7 protein-coding genes (1 of these 7 only partly in view) are annotated in these 6452 nt (G+C 67.7%); 4 read left to right on the forward strand and 3 right to left on the reverse strand.

Annotation, left to right across the window (positions count from 1 at the left end):
* Nucleotides 1–4 precede the first annotated feature (4 nt).
* A complete protein-coding gene (pyrE, locus tag EGM71_RS01625) occupies nucleotides 5–664 on the reverse strand; it encodes an orotate phosphoribosyltransferase (RefSeq protein WP_010486876.1) in 660 nt (219 codons plus the stop codon).
* Between the two features lie 162 nt (nucleotides 665–826).
* Here pyrE and EGM71_RS01630 point away from each other — a divergent pair, with 162 nt between their 5' ends.
* From EGM71_RS01630 to EGM71_RS01640, 3 genes are all read left to right on the forward strand, one after another.
* The gene (locus tag EGM71_RS01630; RefSeq protein WP_004153871.1) at nucleotides 827–1627 is read left to right on the forward strand and encodes an exodeoxyribonuclease III; all 801 of its coding nucleotides are present in this window, start codon (nucleotides 827–829) and stop codon (nucleotides 1625–1627) included.
* Complete coding sequence (locus tag EGM71_RS01635; protein ID WP_188487339.1) at nucleotides 1624–2928, forward strand: AmpG family muropeptide MFS transporter; 1305 nt, start codon at nucleotides 1624–1626, stop codon at nucleotides 2926–2928. The genes EGM71_RS01630 and EGM71_RS01635 overlap by 4 nt, the downstream gene beginning before the upstream one ends.
* Nucleotides 2929–3006: 78 nt before the next feature.
* Complete coding sequence (locus EGM71_RS01640; protein ID WP_005420465.1) at nucleotides 3007–3237, forward strand: hypothetical protein; 231 nt, start codon at nucleotides 3007–3009, stop codon at nucleotides 3235–3237.
* Nucleotides 3238–3309: 72 nt separating this feature from the next.
* Here EGM71_RS01640 and EGM71_RS01645 read toward each other — a convergent pair whose 3' ends face one another.
* Both EGM71_RS01645 and EGM71_RS01650 read right to left on the reverse strand, forming a co-directional pair.
* Nucleotides 3310–4437, reverse strand: coding sequence for an anhydro-N-acetylmuramic acid kinase (locus EGM71_RS01645; RefSeq protein WP_188487341.1), 1128 nt, complete (start codon nucleotides 4435–4437; stop codon nucleotides 3310–3312).
* Between the two features lie 65 nt (nucleotides 4438–4502).
* Nucleotides 4503–5975 carry a M23 family metallopeptidase gene (locus tag EGM71_RS01650; RefSeq protein WP_188487343.1) on the reverse strand — a complete coding sequence of 491 codons (1473 nt, stop codon included), beginning with the start codon at nucleotides 5973–5975 and terminating at the stop codon, nucleotides 4503–4505.
* A 167-nt stretch (nucleotides 5976–6142) separates the two neighbouring features.
* Here EGM71_RS01650 and tyrS point away from each other — a divergent pair, with 167 nt between their 5' ends.
* On the forward strand, nucleotides 6143–6452 hold the 5' end (the start) of the coding sequence (gene tyrS / locus EGM71_RS01655) for a tyrosine--tRNA ligase (protein WP_049405782.1). Its footprint extends 902 nt past the window's final position; 310 of the gene's 1212 nt are visible here — the first part of the coding sequence; the start codon lies at nucleotides 6143–6145; its stop codon lies beyond the right edge, outside the window.

Here is a 6452-nt window from a genome sequence, read left to right on the forward strand (position 1 = left end):
TCGGTCAGCGGATCGAACGGACGCCGTACTGGGCCCGGTAGGCTTCCAGCGGCTGCCGGTAACCCACAAGTTCCGGGTTGCCGGAGGCGAAATCAAGCAGATCGGCCAGCGACGCCACGGCGATCACCGGAATGCCGGCCTCTTCGGCCACCGACTGCGCCGCCGAACGGCGGTCGGTTTCCGAGGCGATCTCCTGGCGATCCAGGGCCACCACGATGCCGGCCGGAGTGCCGCCGGCGGCGCGGATGATGCCCAGCGCTTCGCGGATCGCAGTACCGGCAGTGATCACGTCATCGACGATCAGCACGCGCTTGCCGTTCATGTCGGCGCCGATCAGCTGGCCGCCCTCGCCATGGTCCTTGGCTTCCTTGCGGTTGAACGACAGCGGCAGGTCGCGGCCACGCTGGGCCAGCTCGCAGGCCATCGCGGTCGCCAGCGGAATGCCCTTGTAGGCCGGGCCGAACACCACGTCGTACTTGATCCCGGTGGCATCGATGGCATCGGCGTAGCACGCGCCGAGCTGCGACAGCAGCGAACCGGAGTCGAAACGACCGGCGTTGAAGAAATAGGGGCTCAGCCGGCCGGACTTGAGGGTGAACTGGCCGAAGCGCAGGGCGTCGGCGGTCAGGGCCAGCTGCAGGAAACGGTGGCGGTGGTCGCTCATCAAAACTCGATTCATCTTCATTTGGAGCACAAATCCTAATCCAGCTGGGCGTTTCGCGCTCGTCCAGCCCCGTGTGAAAGCCGTCCAGGCCCGCCCTGGCGGACTGCGCAGCCCCGCAGGCAACCGGTATGCTTGCCCGGTTTCCCGCCGCAGGTCCCCCGCATGCGCATCATCAGTTTCAACGCCAATGGCATCCGTTCCGCCGCGACCAAGGGCTTCCTCGACTGGTTCCGTGCCCAGGACGCCGACGTCCTGTGCATCCAGGAAACCAAGGCCCAGGAAGACCAGCTGACCGACCCGATGTTCCGTCCGGATGGCCATCACTGCTTCTACCGCGACGCCATCACCAAGAAGGGCTACAGCGGCGTGGCGATCTACAGCAAGCGCGAGCCGGACCAGGTCATCACCTCGCTGGGCTGGGCGCCGTTCGACGACGAAGGCCGCTACATCGAGGCGCGCTACGGCAATCTCAGCGTGGTCTCCTTCTATATTCCCTCCGGCAGCTCGGGCGACCTGCGCCAGGGTTTCAAGTTCGAAGTGATGGAATGGCTGCGGCCGATTCTCGAGGAGTGGGCGCGCAGCGGCCGCGACTACGTGCTGTGCGGCGACTGGAACATCGTGCGTTCGGCGCTGGACATCAAGAACTGGAAGTCCAACCAGAAGAACTCCGGCTGCCTGCCGGAAGAGCGCGACTGGCTCAACGCCCTGTGCGCCGACCATGGCCAGGCCACCGATGTCGGCGCCGGCCGTGGCTGGGCCGATGCCTACCGCCTGCTCAACCCCACCGGCGAGGACTACACCTGGTGGAGCAACCGCGGCGCGGCCCGTGCCAACAATGTCGGTTGGCGCATCGACTACCAGTTCATCACCCCGGGCCTGCGTGACCGCCTGCGCAGCTGCTCGATCTACCGCGACGAGCGCTTCTCCGACCACGCCCCGTTCATCGTGGACTACGACCTGTGACCGAGGCCGCCACGCCGGTCAGCTACAAGGGCTGGGCAGGAATCAAGCGCGCCTTCGGTACCCCGTCGGCGCTGACCATGGCCATGCTTGGCTTCGGCAGCGGCCTGCCGTTCCTGCTGATCGCTTCGCAGACCCTGTCCACGCGCCTGCGCGACGTCGGCCTGGACCTGGGCAGCATCGGCCTGATCAGCCTGGCCAGCTTCTTCTACCTGCTCAAGTTCCTGTGGGCACCGCTGCTGGACCGCTATGCCTTCCCGCTGCTGGGCGGGCTCGGCCGCCGCCGTTCGTGGCTGCTGGTATCGCAGGTGCTGGTGCTGGTCGGCCTGGTCGCACTGGCCTTCGTGCGGCCGGAAGAGGGTGTCTGGCCGCTGGTGATGTGGGTGCTGGTGGCGTCGTTCGCCGGCGCCACCCAGGACTCCGCCGTCGACGCCTATCGCATCGAGATCGCACCGCAGGCCGCCCAAGCGGCGCTGGCGGCCACCTATACGCTGGGCTACCGGATCGGCCTGATCCTGGCCGGTGCCGGCGCGCTCTACCTGGCCCAGTTCGAAGGCTGGATCGTCGCCTACCTGGCGATGGCCGCGCTGATGCTGCTGCCGATCGTCACCACCCTGCTGTGCGCCGAACCGGAGCGCCCGGCCACGGCCGTGCAGCGCCGCATCGATATCGCCGAAGCCTTCATCCAACCCATCTCCAGTTTCTTCAGCCGCAACGGCGTGGCGCTGGCACTGGTGCTGTTGGCCTTCGTCGGCCTGTTCAAGTTCCCTGATCAGGTGATCGGCGTGATGGCCGGGCCGTTCTATCTCGATTCGGGGTTCGACAAGGCCGACATCGCCACCGTGTCCAAGCTGTTCGGCGTGTGGATGGGGATCGGCGGTGCGTTCCTGGGCGGTATCGCGGTGGCCGCATTCGGCTTCCGCCGCATGCTGCTGGTGGCCGCACTGGGCGTAGCGCTGTCCAACCTGGCCTTCCTGCTGATGGCGCACAACCCGGGCGAGCTGTGGGCGTTCTATGCCGCGCTCAGCGCCGACAACCTGTTCCAGGGCTTTGCCGGCACCGTGCTGGTGGCCTTCATGTCGTCGTTGACCGACCGCAACTTCACCGCCACCCAGTACGCGTTGCTGGTCTCGCTGGCCAACCTGCCGGGCAAGTTCGTCGGCGGTGTCTCCGGCTATATCGTCGAAGCCACGTCCTACAGCACGTTCTTCATCCTCAGCTCGATCACCGTGGTGCCGACCCTGCTGCTGCTGGCGTGGCTGTGGCCGCGGATCGCCGACCGCGGGCCGCCGCCGGTCGCCTGATTGCCTGCCCGCCCGGTCTGCGGGATCATCGCCCCCGACGCGCCGAGGGGGCGGTGCCTTGCGAACGGGGAAGTGAGCATGGCCGACGTTGTGCTGCGGGACCTGGACCCGCTGCTGCTGGAACGTATTCGACGCGTCGCGGTCGCCCGCGGCTGGACCCACGAACAGACCTGCGCCGCCTTGCTGGAGCAGGGTCTGTTCAGCAGTGAACTGGAGGTGCGCTCCGGCTTCGGCGATCCCGAAGTGGACGCGCTCTCCGACGCCATCGCCGCCCTGCAGGCCTTGCCCGCAGGGCAGGGCTTCGATTAGCACCTTTGTAGAGGCGAGCCATGCTCGACTGCCGTTCCCGGTAGATCCACGCCATGCGTGGATGGCGCCACCTCACGCCAGATGGATCGCACCCAGGATCCGTGGGCCCGTCGCCCCGGTCACGCTCGGCAGGTTGCCGGCCAGTCCGTCCATCGTCCGCTGCGCCAGCCAGGCGAAGCCCATCGCCTCCACGTACTCCGGGTCCAGCCCATGCACTGCGCTGGACTCCACCTGCACCTCCGGCAGCCGCACCGCCAGCCGCTTCATCAGCTGCCGGTTGCGCACCCCGCCGCCACAGACCAGCAGGCGCCGGGTCCGCGGCTGCTGCGCCAACAGCGCGTCGGCCACCGTCGCCACGGTCAGCTCCAGCAGGGTCGCCTGCACATCGGCAGCGGCGTATTCGCCTTCCCCAATGTGTGCCTCGGCCCAGGCCAGGTGGAACTGTTCGCGCCCGGTGCTCTTCGGCGGGGGCAGCGCGAACCACGGGTCCGAGCGCCAGCCGGCCAGCAGGCCCTCGTCCACCGCGCCACTGGCCGCGTACGCGCCATCGGCATCGAAGGTACGGCCGGTGTGGCGCTGGCACCAGGCGTCCATCAGCGCATTGGCCGGGCCGGTATCGAAGCCCCGCACCGCGCCTTCGCGCGGGATCAGGGTCAGGTTGGCGATGCCGCCCAGATTGAGCACCGCGCGGTCTTCATCGGCGGTGCCCAGCATGCCCAGGTGGAAGGCCGGCATCAGCGGCGCGCCATGGCCACCGGCTGCCACGTCGCGGCGGCGGAAGTCGGACACCGTGGTGATCCCGGTCAGTTCGGCGATGCGGTTGCCGTCGCCCAGCTGCACGGTGAAGGCGGGATTGGCCAGCGGGCGGTGGCGCACGGTTTGGCCGTGCGAGCCGATCGCGCGCACCTGGCTGCGATCCACGCCGGCCTCGGCCAGCAGCTGGTTGGCGGCCCCTGCAAAGTTGATCGCGATCCGCGCGTCCAGCTCGCCCAGCTCCTCCAGCGAATCCAGCGGCCCACCTTCACCCAGCGCCACCAGCCGGGCACGCAGCACCGGTTCCCAGCGGGCGGTCAGGCCGTGCACGAAGCGGCAGCCACCGCTGGCGGGGAACTGCACCAGCGCGGCGTCGATGCCGTCGGCGCTGGTGCCCGACATCAGGCCAAGGTACAGGGGGGCGTCAGCGTCGGCAGTCGTGTTCATGGCAGGCATAAAAAAAGGACGCGGCAAGCTTGGGCTGCCGCGTCCTTCTTCGTCAACGCAGGGGCTCAGCCGCGCTTGCGGCTGCTGGACGGCTTGTCCTTGGCGCTGGCCACCTCGGGCGCAGCCTCGTCGCGGCTGGTCGGTGCCGGGCTGGCGTCGGCGTAGATCAGCTTCTCCATGCCTTGGATGCGGGCCATCGCAGGCGCGGTCTGCGCGCGGAAGGCCACCAGCTCGGCGCCCTTCAGCGGTTCCGGCGGCGGCATGGTCACGGTCAGCGGGTTGCGGTGCTCGCCGTTGACGCGGAATTCGTAGTGCAGGTGCGGTCCGGTCGCCAGGCCGGTCGAGCCGACATAGCCGATCACCGTGCCCTGGGCCACGCGCTGGCCGGTCCTGATGTTCGCAAAGCGCGACATGTGGCCGTACAGGGTGGTGTGGCCGCGGCCATGGTCGAGGATCACCACATTGCCGTAGCCGTTCTGCACGCCGGCAAACTGCACGCGGGCATCGCCGGCGGCCATGATCGGGGTGCCGGTGCGCGCAGCGTAGTCCACGCCCTTGTGCATGCGCATCTTGCCCAGCACCGGGTGCTTGCGCGCGCCGAAGGTCGAGCTCAGCCGCGCGAACGGGATCGGCATGCGGATGAAGCTCTTCTTCAGCGAGCGGCCGTTGATGTCGTAGTACTCGGACTTGCCGTTGCGGTCGAAGCGGAAACCGGAATAGGTCTTGCCCCCGGTGGTGAAGGTCGCTGCCAGGATCTTGCTGGTGTCCACCTTCTCGCCTTCGCGCCAGGTTTCATCCATCACCACGCTGAAGCGGTCGCCCGGTTGCAGGTCCTTGGAGAAGTCGATGTCGTACTTGAAGATGTCGTCGGTCATCGTCGCGATCGCCGACGGCGACAGCCCGGCCCGCCGGGCCGCGGCATACAGCGAACTGGTGATCTCGCCGCTGGTGACCACGGTGCGCGTGGAGGACTCGCGTTTGGTCACCTTCTCCTTGATGTCATCGCCGGCCAGGCTCAGTTCCACCCGGTTGTCGGCATCCCGGTCGAAACGGATGCTGCGCAGGTCGCCGGACAGCGGCATGTCGAAGGCGATCTCGGCACCGGGGCGCAGCTTGGTCAGCGCCTCGCGTGCACCGGGATGGTCCAGCACCCGGTGCAGGGTGGTGGCCGGAATGCCGGCCTTGTCGAACAGGTCGCTCAGGGTCTGGCCCCGCTGCACGCGCAGCACCTGCCAGCTGTCGCCCGGCACCTGCTGCTGGCGGGCCATGGTCAGCGGCGGCAACGGCAGCGCCAGGCTGGTGTGGCTGTCGGCGTAAGGCGCATCGATGGTGTGCGAGAAACCGGGGACGATCGTCGCCACCAGGGCGCCGATGGTCGCGAACAGGCTGGCGTGCATCCAATGGCGGCGGGTCCAGCGCTCATTGAAGGCGGCGGGGAGGTGTTGCCTGAGCTTCCGATGCAGGGCGTTGTCGTGCAGGACGTGGAGGCGTTCCTGGAAGCGCTGCTTGCGTGCGCGCCCTTGTTCGGAATTGTGCATCGGCGGTTTTTTCCTGGCAGCCCGGGAGCGCGGGCCTGATCGCCGGTTACCATAGACACCTGAGAAAACCGCGTCAAACCCTTGTGCCCATTGGCTTTTGTGAAGCCAATCGGGTTAACTTTGCTTTAACACCCCACACAAGAATCGGCGTTGCCGGGAGTAGTCACGTGTCCTCGATTGAAGAAGCCCTTGCCCTGATCGGCCGCGGTGCCGACGAGATCCTCAAGCTCGAGGATCTGCGTGCGCGCCTGCAGGAAGGTCGCCCGCTGCGGATCAAGGCCGGCTTCGACCCCACCGCGCCCGACCTGCACCTGGGCCATACGGTGCTGCTGAACAAGATGCGTCAGTTCCAGGACCTCGGCCACCAGGTCATTTTCCTGATCGGCGACTTCACCGGCATGATCGGCGACCCGTCCGGCAAGAGCCTGACCCGCAAGCCGCTCAGCCGCGATGACGTGCTGGCCAACGCCCGTACCT

This window comes from Stenotrophomonas maltophilia, from assembly GCF_006970445.1.
Taxonomy (GTDB): domain Bacteria; phylum Pseudomonadota; class Gammaproteobacteria; order Xanthomonadales; family Xanthomonadaceae; genus Stenotrophomonas; species Stenotrophomonas maltophilia_AU.

What these genes read in the sequence shown, in the direction of transcription:
- pyrE (WP_010486876.1), bottom strand. Translation starts at nt 664, where the DNA reads ATGAGCGACCACCGCCACCGTTTCCTGCAGCTGGCCCTGACCGCCGAC.
- EGM71_RS01630 (WP_004153871.1), top strand. Translation starts at nt 827, where the DNA reads ATGCGCATCATCAGTTTCAACGCCAATGGCATCCGTTCCGCCGCGACC.
- EGM71_RS01640 (WP_005420465.1), top strand. Translation starts at nt 3,007, where the DNA reads ATGGCCGACGTTGTGCTGCGGGACCTGGACCCGCTGCTGCTGGAACGT.
- EGM71_RS01645 (WP_188487341.1), bottom strand. Translation starts at nt 4,437, where the DNA reads ATGAACACGACTGCCGACGCTGACGCCCCCCTGTACCTTGGCCTGATG.
- EGM71_RS01650 (WP_188487343.1), bottom strand. Translation starts at nt 5,975, where the DNA reads ATGCACAATTCCGAACAAGGGCGCGCACGCAAGCAGCGCTTCCAGGAA.